Annotated in this window: 13 protein-coding genes; 5 read left to right on the top strand and 8 right to left on the bottom strand. The window is 71.9% G+C overall.

The window, feature by feature from the left end:
* Positions 1 to 102 precede the first annotated feature (102 nt).
* The gene (gene fmt / locus ABD339_RS01730) at positions 103 to 1,050 is read right to left on the bottom strand and encodes a methionyl-tRNA formyltransferase (protein ID WP_344561358.1); all 948 of its coding nucleotides are present in this window, start codon (positions 1,048 to 1,050) and stop codon (positions 103 to 105) included.
* A 349-nt stretch (positions 1,051 to 1,399) separates the two neighbouring features.
* Between fmt and ABD339_RS01725 the strand changes: the two genes are divergently transcribed.
* Positions 1,400 to 2,059, top strand: coding sequence for a hypothetical protein (locus tag ABD339_RS01725; RefSeq protein ID WP_344561356.1), 660 nt, complete (start codon positions 1,400 to 1,402; stop codon positions 2,057 to 2,059).
* A 296-nt stretch (positions 2,060 to 2,355) separates the two neighbouring features.
* Here ABD339_RS01725 and ABD339_RS01720 read toward each other — a convergent pair whose 3' ends face one another.
* Positions 2,356 to 4,515, bottom strand: a complete 2,160-nt coding sequence (locus ABD339_RS01720) for a primosomal protein N' (RefSeq protein ID WP_344561354.1) — start codon at positions 4,513 to 4,515, stop codon at positions 2,356 to 2,358.
* A gap of 301 nt (positions 4,516 to 4,816) precedes the next feature.
* Between ABD339_RS01720 and ABD339_RS01715 the strand changes: the two genes are divergently transcribed.
* The 4 genes from ABD339_RS01715 to ABD339_RS01700 all read left to right on the top strand — a co-directional run bounded on the left by ABD339_RS01715 (position 4,817) and on the right by ABD339_RS01700 (position 11,495).
* Entirely contained in the window at positions 4,817 to 6,511 is a 1,695-nt protein-coding gene (locus ABD339_RS01715; RefSeq protein WP_344561352.1) for a thiamine pyrophosphate-binding protein, read from the top strand.
* Between the two features lie 11 nt (positions 6,512 to 6,522).
* Positions 6,523 to 7,782, top strand: a complete 1,260-nt coding sequence (frc, locus tag ABD339_RS01710) for a formyl-CoA transferase (RefSeq protein WP_344561350.1) — start codon at positions 6,523 to 6,525, stop codon at positions 7,780 to 7,782.
* 3 nt (positions 7,783 to 7,785) lie between these two features.
* Entirely contained in the window at positions 7,786 to 9,939 is a 2,154-nt protein-coding gene (locus tag ABD339_RS01705; protein ID WP_344561348.1) for an acetate--CoA ligase family protein, read from the top strand.
* A 152-nt stretch (positions 9,940 to 10,091) separates the two neighbouring features.
* The gene (locus ABD339_RS01700) at positions 10,092 to 11,495 is read left to right on the top strand and encodes an MFS transporter (RefSeq protein ID WP_486388341.1); all 1,404 of its coding nucleotides are present in this window, start codon (positions 10,092 to 10,094) and stop codon (positions 11,493 to 11,495) included.
* A gap of 79 nt (positions 11,496 to 11,574) precedes the next feature.
* Here ABD339_RS01700 and ABD339_RS01695 read toward each other — a convergent pair whose 3' ends face one another.
* From ABD339_RS01695 to ABD339_RS01670, 6 genes are all read right to left on the bottom strand, one after another.
* Complete coding sequence (locus ABD339_RS01695; protein WP_344561344.1) at positions 11,575 to 12,252, bottom strand: GntR family transcriptional regulator; 678 nt, start codon at positions 12,250 to 12,252, stop codon at positions 11,575 to 11,577.
* Between the two features lie 470 nt (positions 12,253 to 12,722).
* Positions 12,723 to 13,943 carry a methionine adenosyltransferase gene (gene metK / locus ABD339_RS01690; RefSeq protein ID WP_344561342.1) on the bottom strand — a complete coding sequence of 407 codons (1,221 nt, stop codon included), beginning with the start codon at positions 13,941 to 13,943 and terminating at the stop codon, positions 12,723 to 12,725.
* Positions 13,944 to 14,329: 386 nt separating this feature from the next.
* Positions 14,330 to 15,556, bottom strand: a complete 1,227-nt coding sequence (gene coaBC / locus ABD339_RS01685; RefSeq protein WP_344561340.1) for a bifunctional phosphopantothenoylcysteine decarboxylase/phosphopantothenate--cysteine ligase CoaBC — start codon at positions 15,554 to 15,556, stop codon at positions 14,330 to 14,332.
* Between the two features lie 113 nt (positions 15,557 to 15,669).
* Positions 15,670 to 15,945 (bottom strand): DNA-directed RNA polymerase subunit omega, encoded by a 276-nt coding sequence (gene rpoZ / locus ABD339_RS01680; protein WP_326691982.1) that lies wholly within the window; start codon positions 15,943 to 15,945, stop codon positions 15,670 to 15,672.
* Positions 15,946 to 15,991: 46 nt separating this feature from the next.
* Positions 15,992 to 16,591 (bottom strand): guanylate kinase, encoded by a 600-nt coding sequence (gene gmk / locus ABD339_RS01675; RefSeq protein WP_344561337.1) that lies wholly within the window; start codon positions 16,589 to 16,591, stop codon positions 15,992 to 15,994.
* Between the two features lie 39 nt (positions 16,592 to 16,630).
* Entirely contained in the window at positions 16,631 to 16,954 is a 324-nt protein-coding gene (locus ABD339_RS01670; protein WP_019356158.1) for an integration host factor, read from the bottom strand.
* Positions 16,955 to 17,084 lie beyond the last annotated feature (130 nt).

Genomic DNA, 17,084 nt, shown 5'->3' with positions numbered 1-17,084 from the left:
GACAGCGGGCCCCGCACCCCGCCACCGGCCGGACGGCACGCACGGACCGGGGCCGGGGAAAGGGCGGGCGCCCATGCGGAACAGCACCAAGTGGAGCGGGGGTCACCCGGCCTCGGAGTCCAGCCTTTCGCCGGCTCCGATGCGCGAGCCGCGCGCCCAGTCGGCGGCGCGCATCGGCTTCTTGCCCTGTGCCTGCACCCAGTCCAGCGCCACCGGCTGGGAGCCGGTCCCGACGTGGACGGAGTTCTTACCGACCTTCAGCTCTCCGGGTGCCAGGCCCTCCGCCCCGGAGCCCTCGGCGAGGGCGACGGAGCGCACCTTGAGCCGCTCGCCGCGGAAGACCGTCCAGGCTCCGGGGGCGGGCGTACAGGCCCGCACCACCCGGTCCACGCGCAGCGCCGGAGCCGTCCAGTCGATCCTGGCGTCCTCGACGGTGATCTTGGGCGCGAGGGAGATGCCCTCCTCGGGCTGGGGCACGGCCTTCAGGGTGCCGTCCTCGATGCCGTCCATGGTCGCCGCCAGCAGCCCGGCCCCGGCGAAGGCCAGCCGGGTGAGCAGGTCGCCGCTGGTGTCGGTGCGGCGCACCTCCTCGGTGACCACACCGTAGACCGGCCCCGAGTCGAGCCCCTCCTCGATGAGGAAGGTGGAGGCGCCGCTCACCTCGTCCCCGGCGAGCAGCGCGTGCTGCACGGGCGCGGCGCCGCGCCACGCGGGCAGCAGCGAGAAGTGCAGATTGACCCATCCCCTGGCCGGTACGTCGAGCGCGACGCGCGGCAGCAGCGCGCCGTAGGCGACGACGGGACAGCAGTCGGGGCCGATCTCCCGCAGCCGGGCCAGGAAGTCCTCGTCCTTGGGCCGCTTGGGCTTGAGCACCTCGATGCCCTCCTCCTCCGCGCGCTGTGCGACGGGGCTGGGCACCAGGTGACGGCCGCGCCCGGCACGCGCGTCGGGCCGGGTGATCACGGCGGCGACCTCGTGCCGCTCCGAGGCGATCAGGGTGTCGAGGGCGGGTACGGCGACCTCGGGGGTGCCGGCGAAGACGAGCCTCATCGGTGGCGAACTACCTCTCACACGCGAGCGGGCGACGTGGTGGACGACGGTGTCGGACGGCGGGAAGCGGACGGGACAGTTCCGGGCGCCGTCCCGTGAAAGACGGTCCAGTTTACGGTCCGCGCCTCGTCCATCACCGAGGGGGCGTGCGGGCGTCCGCGCGCCCTGCGCATACGTTCCCCGCGCCCCCGCAGCGTGACCAGAGCGACCGTTATGGCGTTGGTCAAGTCAGATTGACCGAAACGGGCACCACGCAGCGTGCTCAGTGCAGTGGCCCCGTTCGTCACAGACCTTGCGCAACAGCCAGTCCCCCCAACAGCCCTTTTCAGCCGGTCCGAGAGGCTTTTTCATGGCCGACCACGCAACCCACGACGCCCAGGCGAGGGCCAGCCTGCACCTTCTGGTACGGGATATCGAGCGGGTCCGCCGGCAGGTGGACGCACTGCGCACCCTCACGGCGCAGCTCGGCAACGTCTACCGCCCGCGGCGCACCGGCCCGTCCGCTGGCTTCGTCGTCTACGGCCGCGCGCCCGCGCCGACCGTCAGGCTCGCCCAGGAACTACGCGACAGCGTCGAGACGCTGGTGACAGCGGCCGTCGACTTCGACCGCTCGCTCGGCTTCTCCTGGGACGCCGTCGGCTCGGCGCTGGGTGTCACCAAGCAAGCGGTGCACCGCAGGTACGGATCGCGCCGCGGCACCTCGCGCAACTCCCCCGAGAGCGCGGAGACTTCCGTGGCCCGCCCCTCCGAAACAGTGCCGGCGCCCGCCCGTTCGCTGCCCGTTGTGCCCAGCTTGCCCGGTGCGGGCGCGCCTCGTCCGGCCGCCGCCGTGCCCGCCGCACGGACGATCCCCCCGCAGCAGCCGCAACCGGTCCCGCAGCACGACATGCGCCAGGATCTGCGGCACGACCCACGCCACGACGTACGCCAGGACCTGCGGCACGACCCGCGGCACGAGGTGCGTCAAGAGCCCCGCGCGGGCGCGCTCCCCGCACCGCGCAACGGCTGACCGGCCTACCGCCCGCGCTCCCTCCCGTCCCTCTTTCCCCCTCTCTGCCCCTTTCACGGCGGCGAACACCGACGGGGGCCGCCACAGCTCGACGACCGCGACAGCCCGACGGCCGCGACAACGGTGCGGCTGCGACAGCCCGAAGCAACGGGACCCTGGGACGACGTCGTCCCCCTGTCCCCGCACCGAGCGGCTGTCCCGGCCTCGCCCTGGCGGCCTTCGGCCGTCCTCCCGCTGCCCGGTGCCCCGGCACCGGGCAGCTTCCTGTGCGGTGGTGCCGAGCCCACCGCCTCCGCTCAGCCGATGTCCAGCGGATCGACACGGATGTGGGCCACCGGGCCCTCGCGCCGGGTCAACCGCCCCACCTGCGCCGTCTTCAGCGTGGCGGCGAGGGCGGCCCCGCTGCCGCGCGGCACCCGGACGAGCGCGCGCTCCCACTGCTCACCCGGCGGCGGGTCCCCGGGCCCCCGGGGGCGCCCCGGCTCCAGGACGGGGAGCGGCACGGGCCCCAACACCTGGGCGTGCTCGGGCAATCCGGCCTCCCGGGCCGCCGCGATCAGCGCGGCGACCGCCTCCGGCGGGCCGGTGACCGCCGCCATCCGGGAGACCGGTGGAAAGCCCAGCTCCGACCGCTCGGCCAGCTCCCGCATCGCGTGCCCGGCCGGGTCCCAGCGGATCAGGGCCTGCACGGGGCGCATCGTCTCGTCCGCGACGACGATCACGGTGCCGCCCTCGCCCTGGGGGCGGACCAGGGAGGCCGCGCCCAGCCACCGCCGCAGCGCCTCCTCGCCCGCGCGCAGATCGGGGCGGCCCAACAGCGCCCAGCCGTCCAGCAACAGCGCGGCTGCGTACCCCTCGCCGCCCTCGGGCACGGGTTCGGCACCCGGGGTGGCCACGATCAGCGAGGGGCGGCCCGGTACCGAGCCCAGCACATGTTCACCACCCGAGGTGCGGACCGGCACCGCGGGGAAGGCGCGGCCCAGCTCCTCCGCCGTACGCCTGGCCCCGAACACGCTGCCGCGCAGCCGGATTCCGCCGCACATGGGGCAGCGCCAGGCCGGGGTCTCCCGGGCGCACCATCCGCACCGCAGTACCGTGCCCTCGCCCGCCGCCTCCAGGGGGCCCGCGCAGTGGGTACAGCGCGCCGGCTCGCGGCACCGCTCGCACACCAGCCGGGGCACGTAGCCCCGGCGCGGCACCTGGACCAGCACGGGGCCGCGCTCCAGCGCGTCGCGCGCGGTGCGCCAGGCGAGGCTGGGCAGCCGGGCGCTGCGGGCCGCCGGGTCCCGTGCCTCGTCGCCCTCGGCCGCGGTGCGGACCCGGGGCATGACCGCGCGGACGGTCTCCCGGTCGGCGGCCAGCGGGAGGGCGAAACCCGAATCCACGAGCTGCGCGGCCTCGACCGTGCAGCCGTGCGCGCCGAGCAGGAAGGCGGCCTGCTCGGTGACGGCGCGCTGGAGCAGCACCTCGCGGGCGTGCGGCTGGGGGGCGCGGTCCTCGCTGTGGCTGGCGTCGCCGTCCTCCCAGATGGCGGCGAGGCCGAGGCGGCGGACGGGCGCGAACATGGCCGCACGGGTGCCGACGACGGCGCGTACGGCGCCGCGGCTGACCGCCAGCCAGCGGCGGTAGCGCGGCTCGGGGCCCGCCTCGGCGGTGAGCAGCACATGCCGGCCCTCGCCGAGAAGCGCGGTCAGCGCGGCATCGACGCGTGCCGCGGCCTTGCCGTCGGGCAGCACGGCGAGCGCACCGCGCCCCGCCGCGAGGGTGGTGGCCATGGCGCGGGCCAGCTCGTCGGCCCAACCGCCCGGGCCCGGCAGCGCGGTCCACACGGCGCGGGGCGCGCTCTTGTCCGCGAGCGCCTGGAGGAAGGCGGGGCCTTGCGGATAGCGGGCCCAGCCTCCCGGTGCCGGGGCACTGGGGGCGGGTAGTGGGCGCGGTGAGGGCTGCTTCTCGGGCTTGGCGCGGCGCGGGGGGACCGCGAGCTGGACGACGTCGGCGAGCGAGCCCGCGTACCGGTCGGCCACCGAGCGGCACAGCTGGAGCAGTTCGGGGGTGAGAACGGGCTCGGGTGACAGGACCTGTGCGAGCGGGGCGAGCCGGCCGGTGAAGTCGCTGTCGGCGCGGCGCTCGACGATGAACCCGTTGATCAGCCCGCCCCCTTCGCGGCGCCCCTCCCGCTCCCCGGCCCCGAAGCGCACGCGGACCCGGACACCGGGCTGGGCCTCCTCGTCCATCGCGGCGGGTACCGCGTAGTCGAAATAGCGGTCGAGATGGACCAGGCCCTTGTCCACGAGCACTCTCGCCACCGGCAGCCGCGCGGCCATGTCGGCCCCGCGCCAGGTACGGGGCTTCGCCTTGGGGGCCTTGCGCCCGCGCACGGTCTCCCGGATGAGCGCGAGCTGCTCGGGCGGCTGCGCCCCCGCCTGCTCGCCTCGCTGCTCGTCATCCCTGCTCACAGCCTCAGTCTTAACAGAAGGCGCCGACACCACGCGCGGTGCGCAGGTCCTCCTCCCACGGTCCTCGTGGGGATCGATCGCCGCACGCCCTCTGGACATCGGCGCAGTGATGCGGGATAACGAAGTTCATACAGTATTCGTCGACTGTATACACTTCTTTGTACCGTGCTGCCCGTCCACTCCGACCGGCCCGGGCCCTGACTCTGCGGCCCCGGCGCCCGACCAGCCCCCATACCGGCCCCCATACCGGCCTCCGCACCGAAGTCCGCACCAACTCCCAGCGAAGGGACGGCGATCGCGCATGTCCGACTCGACCGACGAGACCGGCCGCGACTCCATATCCGGCGGTCACCTCGTCGCCAAGGCACTCAAGGCCGAGGGCGTCGAGGTCATCTACACGCTCTGCGGTGGTCACATCATCGACATCTACGACGGCTGCGCCGACGAGGGAATCGAAGTGGTGGACGTACGCCACGAACAAGTGGCCGCCCACGCCGCCGACGGCTACGCCCGCCTCACCGGGAAGCCGGGCTGCGCGGTGGTGACGGCCGGGCCGGGAACCACCGACGCGGTCACCGGGGTCGCCAACGCCTTCCGCGCCGAGTCACCGATGCTCCTGATCGGCGGCCAAGGGGCGCACACCCAGCACAAGATGGGCTCGCTCCAGGACCTTCCGCATGTGGACATGATGACGCCGATCACCAAGTTCGCCGCCACCGTGCCGGACACTTCGCGTGCTGCCGACATGGTCTCCATGGCCTTCCGCGAGTGCTACCACGGCGCCCCCGGCCCCTCCTTCCTGGAGATCCCGCGCGATGTGCTGGACGCCAAGGTGCCGAGCGACCAGGCCCGGGTCCCCCAGGCGGGCCACTACCGCGCCTCCACCCGCAGCGGCGGCGATCCCGAGGCCGTGGAGAAGCTGGCCGACCTGCTCGTGCGCGCCGAGCGCCCCGCGATCTTGCTGGGCAGCCAGACGTGGACGACCCGCGCCACCGAGGCGGCCCGCGAACTGGTGCGGACGCTGAACGTGCCCGCGTACATGAACGGCGCGGGGCGCGGCACCCTGCCGCCCGGCGACGCGCACCACTTTCAGCTCTCGCGCCGCTACGCCTTCAACAACGCCGATCTCATCATCATCGTCGGCACCCCGTTCGACTTCCGGATGGGCTACGGCAAGCGGCTCTCGCCCGAGGCGACCGTCGTCCAGATCGACCTGGACTACCGCACGGTGGGCAAGAACCGCGACATCGACCTGGGCATCGTCGGCTCCGCCGATCTGGTGCTCGCCGCTGTCACCCAGGCCGCGTCCGGGCGGCTGAACGGCGGCTCGGACAAGCGCCGGGCCTGGCTGGAGGAGCTGCGGACAGCCGAGCACACAGCGGCCGAGAAGCGCCTGCCGCAGCTGCGTTCGGACGCCTCGCCGATCCACCCGTACCGGCTGGTCAGCGAGATCAACGAGTTCCTCACCGAGGACTCCCTCTACATCGGTGACGGCGGCGACATCGTCACCTTCTCCGGACAGGTCGTCCAGCCCCGCTCTCCCGGCCACTGGATGGACCCGGGTCCCCTGGGGACGCTCGGGGTCGGGGTGCCGTTCGTACTGGCCGCCAAGCAGGCCAGGCCCCAGTCGGAGGTCGTCGCGCTGTTCGGTGACGGCGCCTTCTCGCTGACCGGCTGGGACTTCGAGACGCTCGTGCGCTACGACCTGCCCTTCGTCGGCATCGTCGGCAACAACTCCTCGATGAACCAGATCCGTTACGGCCAGCGCGCGAAGTACGGCCCCGAGCGTGAACGGCTCGGCAACACCCTCGGCGACGTGCCCTACGACCAGTTCGCACGGATGCTCGGCGGCCACGGCGAGGAGGTGCGCGAACCGGACCAGATCCGCCCGGCGCTGGAGCGCGCCCGCGCCTCCGGCAAGCCCTCGCTGATCAATGTGTGGGTCGATCCGGACGCCTACGCCCCGGGGACCATGAACCAGACGATGTACAAGTGAGGTGTGTCCCGGTGTCCGAGAGCAACAACAGCACCGCCAAGGCACTGACCGGCATCCGCGTCCTCGACATGACCCATGTGCAGTCGGGCCCTTCGGCGACCCAGCTGCTGGCCTGGCTCGGCGCGGACGTCGTCAAGCTGGAGGCGCCCACGGGCGACATCACCCGCAAGCAGCTGCGCGATCTGCCCGACGTGGACTCTCTTTATTTCACGATGCTCAACTGCAACAAGCGCAGCATCACCCTCAACACCAAGAGCCCGCGCGGCAAGGGACTGCTGACCGAACTGATCCGGCGCAGCGATGTCCTGGTGGAGAACTTCGGCCCCGGCGCCGTGGACCGGATGGGCTTCACCTGGGAGCGCATCCAGGAGATCAATCCGCGCATCGTCTATGCCTCGATCAAGGGCTTCGGTGAGGGGCCGTACACCGACTTCAAGGCGTACGAGGTCGTCGCGCAGGCCATGGGCGGCTCCATGTCCACCACCGGCTTCGAGGACGGACCGCCGCTGGCCACCGGCGCCCAGATCGGCGACTCGGGCACCGGCGTGCACACTGTCGCCGGCATCCTGGCCGCGCTCTACCAGCGCGAGCGCACCGGCCGCGGCCAGCGGGTGAACGTCGCGATGCAGCACGCGGTGCTCAACTTGTGCCGCGTCAAGCTGCGCGACCAGCAGCGGCTGGCACACGGGCCGCTGGCGGAGTATCCGAACGCCGCGGCGACCGCCTTCACCGACGAGGTCCCCCGCTCCGGGAACGCCTCCGGCGGCGGCCAGCCCGGCTGGGCCGTCAAGTGCGCCCCCGGCGGGCCCAACGACTACGTCTACGTCATCGTGCAGCCCGTCGGCTGGGAGCCGCTGACGCGGCTGATCGGCCGTCCAGAACTCGCCGAGGACCCCGACTGGAACACCCCCGAGGCCCGGCTGCCCAAGCTCGGCAAGATGTTCCAGCTGATCGAGGAATGGTCGGCCACCCTCCCCAAGTGGGAGGTCCTCGAAGCACTCAACGCGCACAACATCCCCTGCGGCCCGATCCTGTCCACCAAGGAGATCGTCGAGGACGCCTCCCTCGCGGACAACGGGATGGTCGTGCAGGTCGAGCACCCCCAGCGCGGCACCTTCACCACGGTCGGCTCCCCGGTGAAGCTCTCCGACTCCCCCGTCGAGATCACCTCCTCGCCGCTGCTGGGCGAGCACAACGCGGAGGTGTACGCCGGCGAACTCGGGCTCGCCGACGAGGAGATCCAGCTGCTCAAGACGGACGGAGTGATCTGAGCGATGGCGCAGCAGCACACAGCGGGAGCCACGGACGAGGTCGCCGAGGTCAGAGCCGTGCTGGCGGCGGCCCGCGCGGCCGGGCGCACGGCGCTCACCGCGCCCGAGGGCAAGCAGATCGCCGACGCCTACGGCATCCCGGTGCCCGAGGAGGGGCTGGCGGAGACGGCGGATGAGGCGGTGTCGCTGGCCGACCGGATCGGCTTCCCCGTCGCCATGAAGATCGTCTCCCCCGATATCCTGCACAAGACGGAGGCCGGTGGTGTCCAGGTCGGCGTCACCGGCGCCGCCGCCGTGCGGGAGGCGTACACCTCGATCGTGGGCAACGCGCGGGCGTACGACGCCGAGGCCCGGATCCAGGGTGTACAGGTCCAGCGGATGGCCGAGCCCGGCCTGGAGGTGCTGATCGGCACCGTCACCGATCCGACGTTCGGCAAGGTGGTCGCCTTCGGCCTGGGCGGGGTGCTGGTCGAGGTGCTCAAGGACGTGACCTTCCGGCTCGCGCCCGCGAGCGAGGCCGACGCGCTGTCCATGCTCGACGGGATCCGCGCCGCCGAACTCCTCAAGGGCGTACGCGGCGGCGAGGCCGTTGACCGGACGGCCCTGGCCGGACTGATCGTGTCCGTCTCGCGGCTCGCGTACGACTTTCCCGAGATCGCCGAGATCGACCTCAACCCCGTCTTCGCCTCCGCGCGCGGCGTGGTGGCCGCCGACATCCGGATCCTGCTGGCCGAGGGCGAGCCGGTGCGGCGGCGGCAGTGGTCCAAGGAGGAGATCCGCACGTCGATGCGGCGGCTGATGCGGCCCGGCTCCGTAGCGGTGATCGGCGCCTCCAACGAGCCGGGAAAGATCGGCAATTCGGTGATGCGGAACCTCATCGACGGAGGCTTCGCCGGAGACATCCACCCGGTGAACCCCAAGGCCGACGGCATCCTCGGCCGCAAGGCGTACAAGTCCGTGAAGGATGTGCCGGGAGAGGTGGATGTGGCGGTCTTCGCGATCCCCGCGAAGTTCGTCGCCGCCGCGCTGGAGGAGGCGGGACGGAAGGGGATACCCAACGCGGTACTGATCCCCTCCGGCTTCGCCGAGACCGGCGAACACGCCCTCCAGGAGGAGATCGTGGAGATCGGCGAGCGCCACGGCGTCCGCCTGCTGGGCCCGAACATCTACGGCTACTACTCGACCTGGCACGACCTGTGCGCCACCTTCTGCACCCCCTACGACGTCAAGGGCGGGGTGGCGCTCACCTCCCAATCGGGCGGCATCGGCATGGCGATCCTCGGATTCGCCCGGACGACGCGGACCGGCGTCTCCGCCATCGTCGGCCTCGGCAACAAATCCGACCTGGACGAGGACGACCTGCTCACCTACTTCGCCGACGACCCGCACACCGAGTGCATCGCCATGCACCTGGAAGACCTCAAGGACGGCCGCGCCTTCGTGGCGGCGGCGCGGGAGACCATACGCAAGAAGCCCGTCGTCGTCCTCAAGGCGGGGCGCACCAACGCGGGCGCCAAGGCCGCCGGCTCCCACACCGGGGCGCTGGCGGGCGACGACGCGGTCTACGACGACATTCTGCGCCAGGCGGGCGTCATCCGCGCCCCGGGCCTCAACGAGATGCTGGAGTACGCACGGGCGCTGCCCGTACTGCCCGCGCCGCGGGGGGACAACGTCGTCGTCATCACCGGCGCCGGGGGATCGGGGGTGCTGCTCTCGGACGCGATCGTGGACAACGGCCTGTCCCTGATGGAGATCCCGCCCGATCTGGACGAGGCGTTCCGCCGCCACATCCCGCCGTTCGGCGCCGCGGGCAACCCGGTGGACATCACCGGGGGCGAGCCGCCCAGCACCTACGAGGCGACCATCCGCCTCGGCCTGGAGGACCCCCGGGTGCACGCGCTGGTGCTGGGCTACTGGCACACCATCGTGACCCCGCCCATGGTCTTCGCCGAGCTGACGGCACGGCTGGTGGCCGAGGCGAAGCGGAAGGGGATCCACAAGCCGGTGGTGGCCTCGCTCGCGGGTGACACCGAGGTCGAGGAGGCGTGCGCCTACCTGTTCGAACGCGGCGTCGTCGCGTACCCCTACACGACGGAGAAGCCGGTGGCGGCCCTGGGCGCCAAGTACCGCTGGGCCCGCGCGGCGGGACTGCTGTAGCGCGACGAGGCGGCGCGTCCTCCGCCGCCGTGGAGAACCGCTGCGGCGGGATGCCTTTCCGCCGCGGCGGCGGCTGTCCGCCCCGGCGCCTCGCGACAGTGGCGGACGACCGCCCAGTTTCCTCCGTGAAGGGGTGCAATCGCATGGAAACAATCGCGACATCCGCGGCTCCGGCAACCGTGCCCTGCCGGGAGGTGACGGACCGCAACGGCCGTGCGTACCGCATAGGTGAGACCGGCCGCGACCTCCTGGGCCGCCCCCGGTGGGTGATGGTGCTCTGCCCGTGGATCGCGATGGCAGGCGTCAGTGCGTCCGCGTACGCCTTCGCAGCCGCCGCTCCGGAGGGACTCCGCACCTCGCGCCTCTGGAGCGGCGGCGGGGCCGACTTCTTCTGGCTGACCGGCGTGTGGGTATTCTGCCAGGCCGCCGTGGCCTTTCCCGCCGGGCAGCTGCGCGAGAGCGGCAGGCTTCCGGCGCGCGACGCGCTCCTGTTCGGCGCCGCCGCAGCCCTGACCGGCCACGTCTTCCTGGCGTACGTGCCCGATCCGCTCCTCGCCTGCCTCGGCTTCGGCACGTTCGGCGGAATCGGCACCGGGCTGGTGTACGCGACCTGCGTCAGCACGGCCGGCAAGTGGTATCCCGAGCGGAAGGGCGGCAGGACAGGGCTGGTGGGCGGCGGATTCGCGTACGGCTCCGTGCCGTTCCTCTCCCTCCTCGCCGACTACCGGGACGTGGGCGGCGGCCAGCGGGAAGCGCTGGTGGTCGTGGGCGCCGTGTGCTGTGTGGCGGTCGCCTCAGCCGGCCGGCTGGTCAAGGACCCGCCGGCGAACTGGTGGCCGCCGCATGCGGACCCGCGCAAGCGGCCGGGCCCGCCGGGGACGGTCCGGGATCCGGAGAAGAATCCACCTGCCGTACGGCAGTTCACCGCTCGGGAGGCGGCCAGGAGGCCGGTGCTGTGGATGATGTGGGGCTGCCTGCTGTGTACAGCCGGGGTCCATGCGTTCGGCGCCGCCATGCTGGTGCCGCTCGGCACCGACATGGGCTTCACGGGCGGTGCCCTGGCCACGGCCGCCTCGCTCAACGCCGTTGTGAACGGCACGGGGTGCGGGGTCATCGGCTGGATGTCCGATCGCTGCGGTCGCCGAAAGACACTCGCCGTCGTCTGCGTGCTCCTCGGCGGCGCCCAGTTCGGAACGCCGGCCTCGGCGAATACCGGCAACACGCCCTTGTTCCTGGCCTGTTCGACGGTCGCCGGATTGTGCGGTGGCGCCGCCTTCCCGCTCTTCGCCGCCATGACCGCGGACTTCTTCGGAGAAAACCACAGCGCGGCGAACTACGGCATCGTCCACAGCGCCCAGTTGATCTCGGGCCCGCTGGGCTCGGGTCTGGGGGCCGCCGTCGCGGTCTCAGCCTGGAGTGATGAGGGCGCCTTCGCGCTCGCGGGAGGCGTCGGGCTGCTCTCCGCGCTCCTGGCCGTCCTCCTGCGGCGGCCCGGCCGCCTGCCGGTCCGGAAGATCCAGCCCAACCCGTATCCGATCAGCCGCGAGGCCATGTGACGCGTCGGCCGGTCCGCCCGCTTTCGGGCGGACCGGCCGAGCGCGTGAGATCGCCGCACAAGGCCGCGCTCAGGCCGCCTCAGTCGGTCTCGCGGGCATGGTACTGGCGACGGGTGTGTTCGGTGTGCTCCCGCATGATCCGGCCGGTCTCCTCCTCGTCGCGCGCGGTGATCGCGGCGATCAGCCGGCGGTGCTCGATCCACGACTGAATACCCCGCTGACGGGCCACCGGCTTGTAGAACCAGCGCACCCGGCGGTCCACCTGCGCGGCCAGCTCGGAGAGCACCGCGTTGCCCGCCAGCCGCATCACCTTCGCGTGGAACTGCGCGTTCATGGCGACGACGGTCTCCACCTCGTCCCGCGCGACGGCCGCCTCGCCCTGGGTGCACAGCTCCTCCAGCTCGGCGATACCCGCCTTGTCGGCGTGGGCGGCGGCCAGCCTGGCCGCCTCGGCCTCCAGCAGCGTGCGGACGCTCAGCAGCTGGTCGGCTTCCTCCTCCGAGGGCTCGTGCACGAACGCGCCCTGCGCGGGGCGCAGATCGACCCATCCGTCGCTGTTGAGCCGCTGGAGCGCCTCGCGCACCGGCTGCCGGGATACCCCCAGGTGCTGGGCGAGTTCGCTTTCCACCAGGTGCTGGCCCGGCCTGAGCGCGCGGGTGGTGATCAGTTCCAGCAGCGCCTCGTAGACCCGCTCGCGCAGCGGACCGGGGCGTTCGAGCTTGGGCACGGCACCTGGTGGCAGTCCTGCGGAAAGCATCTGTGGTCCCCCTCGACGGTTGGCTATCGTCTACAGACTACGAAATACCCCCGAAGCCGACCACGCATCGCCCAGCGGTCTTCCACCCCACGGCAGGCCGTAGCGCATGCCTGAGGCCCGGCACCCCGCCAGCGTGGGATGCCGGGCCTCGGGAAAGACCGTCGGAAGCGAAGGGCTAGTGCCGTGACCGGCAGTGTTTGCCCGTCGAGGAGCGTCGTCGTGGGGGCACCCCCCGCGCGAGCGGAGCCGAGCGTGGGGCAGCGTGCGAGCGCAAGGCGGCCGGAAGTCCTGGATTGGGGTCTCCCCTGCTCTGGGGGTCCCTCCCGGCCGAAGGCCGGGAGGGAAGTTGAGAGCTCGGGGAAGGAGCTGCCAGGGCTATCGGCCAACGCCGCTGGGGGCGCCCCCTGCCGTACAGCTCGGGGGAGTGCGTGCCGGGCGGCGCGACGGGGCAGAGCTTGCCGGGAGGGGCACTAGAGCCCGACCGCCTTGCGCAGCGCCTCGACCCGGTCGGTGCGCTCCCAGGTGAAGTCCGGGAGGGCGCGGCCGAAGTGGCCGTACGCCGCGGTCTGCGCGTAGATGGGCCGCAGCAGGTCGAGGTCGCGGATGATGGCTGCCGGGCGGAGGTCGAAGACGTCCGCGATGGCCTGCTCGATCTTCTCCACGTCCACCGTCGCGGTGCCGAAGGTCTCCACGAAGAGACCGACCGGCTCGGCCTTGCCGATGGCGTAGGCGACCTGGACCTCGCAGCGCCCGGCCAGCCCGGCGGCGACCACGTTCTTCGCGACCCAGCGCATGGCGTACGCGGCGGAGCGGTCCACCTTGGAGGGGTCCTTGCCGGAGAAGGCACCGCCGCCGTGGCGGGCCATGCCGCCGTAGGTGTCGATGATGATCTTCCGGCCGGTGAGTCCGGCGTCACCCATGGGGCCGCCGATCTCGAAGCGCCCGGTGGGGTTGACCAGCAGGCGGTAGCCCTCGGTCTCCAGCTTGATGCCCTCGTCCACGAGGGCCTTCAGCTCGGGCTCGACGACGAACTCCCGGATGTCGGGTGCCAGCAGCGAGTCCAGGTCGATGTCGGCCGCGTGCTGCGAGGAGACCACCACGGTGTCCAGGCGCACTGCCTTGTCGCCGTTGTACTCGATAGTGACCTGCGTCTTGCCGTCGGGCCGCAGGTAGGGGATGGTCCCGTTCTTGCGGACGGCGGAGAGCCGCTCGGAGAGCCGGTGCGCCAGCGTGATGGGCAACGGCATGTACTCGGCGGTCTCGTCGCAGGCGTAGCCGAACATCAGGCCCTGGTCGCCCGCGCCCTGCTCGTCGAGTTCGTCGGCTTCCTTCTTCTCGCCGCTCTCGACCCGCTTCTCGTACGCGGTGTCGACGCCCTGGGCGATGTCGGGCGACTGGGCGCCGATGGACTCGGAGACGCCGCAGGAGGCGCCGTCGAAGCCCTTCTTCGACGAGTCGTATCCAATGTCGAGGATCTTGTTGCGCACGAGCGTCGAGATGGGGGCGTAAGCCTTGGTGGTCACCTCTCCGGCCACGTGCACGAGGCCGGTGGTGATCAGGGTCTCGACGGCGACCCGCGAGTGCGGGTCCTCCTTCAGGAGGGCGTCGAGAATGGTGTCGCTGATCTGGTCAGCGATCTTGTCAGGGTGACCCTCGGTCACAGATTCCGAGGTGAACAAGCGGCGCGACACATCGCTCCCTGGGGTTGCAGCGGCTGCTGGCTGAGCATGGGGCGGACCGGTCGGGGGCTGCGCCCAAGCACGGTCCGCGGCCAGTTTATCCATCTCCGCCCGCATCCAATCACGGACTCTCGAACTCCGAGACGACCATGACCTGCTCGATCCGCGCTTCAGCACCGCCAGAGACCCGGGAGAGGTGCGGATATGTCATGGAGTATCGGGCGGCCCGCAACCGGGTCAAGAGACCCGTTCCGGCCCCGCTGGACGAGTTCCGGCCCATTGGCACACTTTCCGCAAGAGCCGCCCCGGACCGTCCGCGGGCCGGCCGGAAGGCTGCGAGTACCCCGCTTACCCCGCCGCTGCTCTCCCCCGTGCGCACTTCCCCACGAGCCGGGTGCTCATTCCCCCGCGAGCCGGGCGGCGACGAGGTCCCAGACCCTGTCGGCCAGCCCCTCCTTCGGGCCGTGCGGCACCGCCGTCTCGCTGCCGTCCGCACCGAGCACGACCGCCTCGTTCTCCTCCGAGCCGAACGTCTTGCTCGCCCCCACCTCGTTGACGACCAGCAGGTCGCAGCCCTTGGCGGCGAGCTTGGCCCGGCCGTGGGCGAGCACGTCGTCGGTCTCGGCCGCGAAGCCGACCACGATCTGTCCCGGCCGGGCCCGCCGGGCGGCCAGCTCGGCGAGAATGTCAGGGTTGCGCACCAGCTCCAGCGGCGCCGGCGCCTCCTGCCCCTTCTTCTTGATCTTCCCGGGGGCGTAGGTCGCGGGCCGGAAGTCGGCGACGGCGGCGGCCATGACCACGGCATCGGCGTCGGCAGCCGCCGCGACCATGGCCTCGCGCAGCTCGCGGGCGCTGTCGGCGCGCACCACGTCGGCACCGGCCGGGTCGGGCAGGGCGCTGTTGGAGGAGACCAGCGTGACGCGGGCCCCCCTCGCCGCCGCCGTACGGGCCAGCGCGTAGCCCTGTTTGCCGGTGGAGCGGTTGCCCAGGAAGCGCACCGGGTCCAGCGGCTCGCGGGTGCCGCCGGCGCTGATGACGACGTGCCGGCCGGTCAGGTCGGGCCGCACGCCCTCGGGCCCGCGGGCCAGCACCCGGCGGCAGAACTCGAAGATCTCGTCCGGGCCGGGCAGCCGCCCCTTGCCGGTGTCCACCCCGGTCAGCCGGCCGACGGCGGGCTCGATGACCAGGGCGCCCCGGCGGCGCAGGGTGGCCACGTTCTCCCGGGTGGCGGGGTGCTCCCACATCTCGGTGTGCATGGCGGGCGCGAAGACGACGGGACATCGCGCGGTCAGCAGCGTGTTCGTCAGCAGGTCGTCGGCGAGGCCGTGGGCGGCCTTGGCCAGCAGGTCCGCGGTCGCCGGGGCCACGACGACGAGGTCGGCGCCCTGCCCGATGCGCACATGCGGCACCTCGTGGACCGACTCCCACACCTCGGTGGAGACCGGATGCCCGGTCAGCGCCGACCAGGTGGCGGCGCCCACGAAGTGCAGCGCCGATTCCGTGGGCACGGCCCGCACGTCGTGGCCACTCTCGGTCAGCCGCCGCGCCAGTTCGCACGCCTTGTACGCGGCGATCCCGCCGCTCACGCCCAGAACGACCTTCGGCCTGGCCTGCTGATTGGTCACTCGTCTCTCCCCACACGCTCTTGTGCCCCTATGACACACCAAGGGCCCGGCAGCCGCGCTGCCGGGCCCTGTGCTGGATCGGTGGTGCCGCCGCGGGAGCTTCCCGCCGCCGCTCAGACCGTGGCCGGGGCCTCGATGGCCTCGGAGGTGAGCAGACCCGCGTTGATCTCGCGAAGCGCGATGGACAGCGGCTTCTCGTGCACGTGGGTGTCCACCAGCGGGCCGACGTACTCCAGGAGACCCTCGCCGAGCTGGGAGTAGTACGCGTTGATCTGACGGGCGCGCTTGGCGGCGTAGATCACGAGGCTGTACTTCGAGTCGGTGGCCTCAAGCAGCTCATCAATCGGCGGGTTGATGATGCCCTCGGGCGTGGTGATGGAAGAGGACACTCTCTGCCTTCCGAAGGGGGTCCGGGGGTGTTTCCCCGGGAAGATTTCAGTATTCGATACTCATCAAGGCTAGCAGCTCGGCGCTGACGTCCTCGACGGAGGTATTGACAAGAGTCACATCGAACTCGGAGCCGGCTGCCAGCTCGGTGCGGGCGGCCGTCAGACGGCGTTCGATGACCTCCGGCGGCTCGGTCCCCCGCCCGGTCAGGCGCCTGACCAGTTCCTCCCAGGTGGGAGGGGCGAGGAAGACGAGCTGCGCCTCGGGCATGGACTGTTTGACCAGCCTGGCGCCCTGCAGATCGATCTCCAGCAGGACGGGCTCGCCGCGCTCCAGGTGCTCCAGCACCGCCTGTCGGGGGGTGCCGTACCTGTTGCCGGCGAACTCGGCCCACTCCAGCAGCTCGCCGTTGGCGACCAGCTTGTCGAACTCCTCGTCGTCCACGAAAAAGTACTGCACCCCGTGGCGCTCGCCGGGGCGAGGGCGCCGGGTGGTGGCGGAGACGGAGAGCCAGACCTCGGGATGGGCCTTGCGCATATGTGCGACGACCGTGCTCTTGCCGACCCCCGAGGGGCCGGAGAGCACGGTCAGCCGCGATGTGCCGACCGGGGGTGCCGGGGTCTCCCCCCGGGGAACTGCAGAACTCATGCAGCGATTATCCCGGTTAACACGAGTGCCTGAGACCCCTCAGGCGTTCGCACCGCCGAACTCACGCTCCAGGGCGGCGATCTGGTTGGAGCCGAGCCCGCGCACACGGCGGCTCTCGGAGATCCCGAGACGCTCCATGATCTGCTTGGCGCGGACCTTGCCGACGCCGGGCAGGGACTCCAGGAGCGCGGAGACCTTCATCTTGCCGATGACATCGTTCTCCTGACCCTGCTTGATCACCTCGTGGAGGGATGCGCCGGAATGCTTCAGCCGGTTCTTGACCTCGGCGCGCTCCCGGCGAGCCGCGGCGGCCTTTTCGAGCGCGGCTGCGCGCTGTTCAGGGGTAAGGGGCGGAAGGGCCACGCCTACGTCACCTCGGATGTCGAACTGTCGGATACGGACCGGTGAGGAACCTAGTAGCCCTACACCTGCGGAGCAACGAGCAACGCGCTTGGCGCGGTGCTCTCGACGGAGACTAGCGGCCGGGAGCCCA

The organism is Streptomyces axinellae (assembly GCF_039532135.1).
In the GTDB taxonomy this organism is placed as follows: Bacteria; Actinomycetota; Actinomycetes; order Streptomycetales; family Streptomycetaceae; genus Streptomyces; species Streptomyces axinellae.
The sequence above is the reverse complement of the archived record's forward strand: the minus strand, read 5'-3'. Positions and strand labels throughout refer to the sequence as shown.

Excerpts from the sequence above, each read along its gene's own strand:
- fmt (WP_344561358.1), bottom strand. The coding sequence starts at position 1,050 with ATGAGGCTCGTCTTCGCCGGCACCCCCGAGGTCGCCGTACCCGCCCTC.
- ABD339_RS01725 (WP_344561356.1), top strand. The coding sequence starts at position 1,400 with ATGGCCGACCACGCAACCCACGACGCCCAGGCGAGGGCCAGCCTGCAC.
- ABD339_RS01715 (WP_344561352.1), top strand. The coding sequence starts at position 4,817 with ATGTCCGACTCGACCGACGAGACCGGCCGCGACTCCATATCCGGCGGT.
- ABD339_RS01705 (WP_344561348.1), top strand. The coding sequence starts at position 7,786 with ATGGCGCAGCAGCACACAGCGGGAGCCACGGACGAGGTCGCCGAGGTC.
- ABD339_RS01695 (WP_344561344.1), bottom strand. The coding sequence starts at position 12,252 with ATGCTTTCCGCAGGACTGCCACCAGGTGCCGTGCCCAAGCTCGAACGC.
- gmk (WP_344561337.1), bottom strand. The coding sequence starts at position 16,591 with ATGAGTTCTGCAGTTCCCCGGGGGGAGACCCCGGCACCCCCGGTCGGC.